The following is a 2,080-nucleotide window of genomic DNA, read 5'->3' as shown; positions in this document are numbered from 1 at the left end:
TCAGAGTACTTCATCACACCAATTATAAAAGCTCTATATCCATTTAAATAATTCAATAATTCATATTTTCCTTGAAACCTATCCGTGTCACTCTTCGTTTCCTCTTTAATATGTATATTTAAATCACTAACATCACCCTTTTTTACTTTTTTCAATTCCTCTTTCCGACTTAGGAAGAAAATTATTCGATTAATTTCTTCTAATTTTTTTCTAGAAAGCCTAATATCATTATCAATTACAAATCCGTTCAAAGAAATATACTCTCTCATTCTCTTTGTTTTTGAATGATTAATCTGAAACCCTCTGCTACCAACAATTCTTTGTATCCCTTTATAAAAAGCCTTTTTCAAAATGATACTATTATATCCCGAAAACAATAAATCATCTGCATATCTTGTATATGTTATATCATATTTTCTACAATACTTTTGTATTCTAATATCCAATTTTCTAAATATAATGTTGCTTATCATTGGGGAAGTTATAGCTCCCTGTATAAGTGTATTATTGAAAGTAATAATTTCAAATATCGTATTTATTAGTTCATCTCTATTTATTACTTTTTCATCGACATAATAAAACAAACAATCAGTAATCATCTTTTTTGATATAGAGCCAAAAAAATTTTCCAAATCCAATCTCAAATATTTATTTCTTTTATAAAAATCTTTATGTGGTTCCATAAAGTCATAATAATTACTTCCTTTTACAAATCCATACGTTCTATCTGAAACCATAATGTTCTGTAAAAAATTATCAACCATTCTTTTCTGTATTCTATAAAGATCACATTCTTTATTTATACAATAAATTTGTCTGTATCCATCTTTTTTGGGCACATTTATCGGTTTTCCATAATAATTATCTTTATTAGTTAACAACAATTTTAGTCTTTCTTTATCATAGTTTATTATGATGTCATAGAATTGTTTCTCACTTTCAATTTTCCAAATTTTCATTCTAAAATATCTCCTATATGTGAAAAGGCCCCCTAAGGGAGCCTAGATGAGTACTTCTCATATCTCGCGTAGCGATTCTGCTCTCTCTTCTTCTCTTTTAAGGTTCAGCCAATTGCTACACTAACTCCTTGGTTTTTTGACATTTACAAAATTTTTTTATGATTTTGTTACAACTCCTCAAGGTCACAATAATCAGCTTAATTATTGCTGCATAATACATATGCATTTTAGTTACTACTCATCAGCACTATTGTAACATATCTATACTTCGACGTAAAATAAAATTTAGCTCTTTAAAATCTTTTTTAAATTTATCGTTTTTTTTCTTTTCATCCTCTATAATGTCAATATAATTTTCAAAATAAAATTCTATAAATTCCTGAATCCATCCTCCTGTTTTTTTACCAATCATACTTTTTATATATTTTATATCATTTTCTACTATTGGATCTTTTTGTACTCCACTTTCCGTAATATTTTTTAATATATCTAATTTTCCATTTAAACAACATCTAACAATAGTTGCTCTATATTTTTTATTCATCATATCTTCTTTTGCTAGAATATTTTCTAATTTGTTTTTATGTTCATCTGTAATCTTTGTTTTTAACCAATCAATTGCTATTTCAACATTGTCTTCATTTACAATTGTACCTTCAATAGTTGTTCTTACCGGTAAGGTTCTATATTGCATACAATAATCTCTTACATCTGTTATTAACTTTTCAAAAAAGGCATCATCAATATACATATGTTTTGAATCTTGTATATATTGAGCCGACTCTAACATTTTATAAATTCGTAGTTGCTGATGATACGTTTTTTTCTTTTTTCCTCCTTTTCCATAAAACAAAAACTTTTGCTTACGTTTCACTTCTTTATTGTATAATGGATTAATGAGTTTATCAGAATTTACTTTAAATTTCTTTGATTTACTTGAATACTTTAATATCTTATCCATATCTACTAAAACTAAATATGGAACACTAAAATTCATATGCGAAGGATATATCAAATCCAAGCTTGAATTATCTGAATCATAATTAACAACATTTATTTTTTTTATTTCAGGATAAAGTTGCAATAATCTCCTGTTACCAAATAATTGTCGTTCGCTCTTT

2 protein-coding genes are annotated in these 2,080 nt (G+C 26.3%); both read right to left on the bottom strand.

The window, feature by feature from the left end:
- A partial coding sequence (locus Q5O30_RS00595) for a reverse transcriptase family protein (protein WP_302674488.1) occupies window positions 1-959 on the bottom strand: 959 nt, incomplete at its 3' end.
- Window positions 960-1,206: 247 nt separating this feature from the next.
- On the bottom strand, window positions 1,207-2,080 hold an 874-nt coding region (locus Q5O30_RS00590), incomplete at its 5' end, for a hypothetical protein (protein WP_302674487.1).

Source organism: Eubacterium sp. CAG:161 (assembly GCF_000432355.1).
Taxonomy (GTDB): Bacteria; Bacillota; Clostridia; order Lachnospirales; family Lachnospiraceae; genus Eubacterium_G; species Eubacterium_G segne.
This window is presented reverse-complemented; position numbering and strand designations above follow the sequence as displayed.